The 240-nt window shown below is 61.7% G+C and carries 1 protein-coding gene; it reads right to left on the reverse strand.

What is annotated here, in order from left to right; all coding sequences use genetic code 11:
• Positions 1–240, reverse strand: a 240-nt coding sequence (locus SB772_RS45060) for a polysaccharide biosynthesis protein (protein WP_410839157.1), incomplete at both ends; no start/stop codon positions are given.

Genomic DNA, 240 nt, shown 5'->3' on the forward strand with positions numbered 1-240 from the left:
GGTTTCGTTCGGAACGGACGCTGAACCCGGACAGGTGAATCATCTTCTCTGCCAGCTCGACAATCCGCACCGGCTCGCCCATGTCGAGGACGAACACGTCACCGCCCTTGCCCATGGAGCCGGCCTGGATCACCAGCTGCGCGGCTTCGGGGATGGTCATGAAGTAGCGGGTGATTTTCGGGTGGGTAACGGTCAGTGGGCCGCCGGCCTTGATCTGTTTGTGGAACAGCGGGATCACAG

It is taken from the genome of Paraburkholderia sp. SIMBA_030 (assembly GCF_046535245.1).
Lineage (GTDB): Bacteria > Pseudomonadota > Gammaproteobacteria > Burkholderiales > Burkholderiaceae > Paraburkholderia.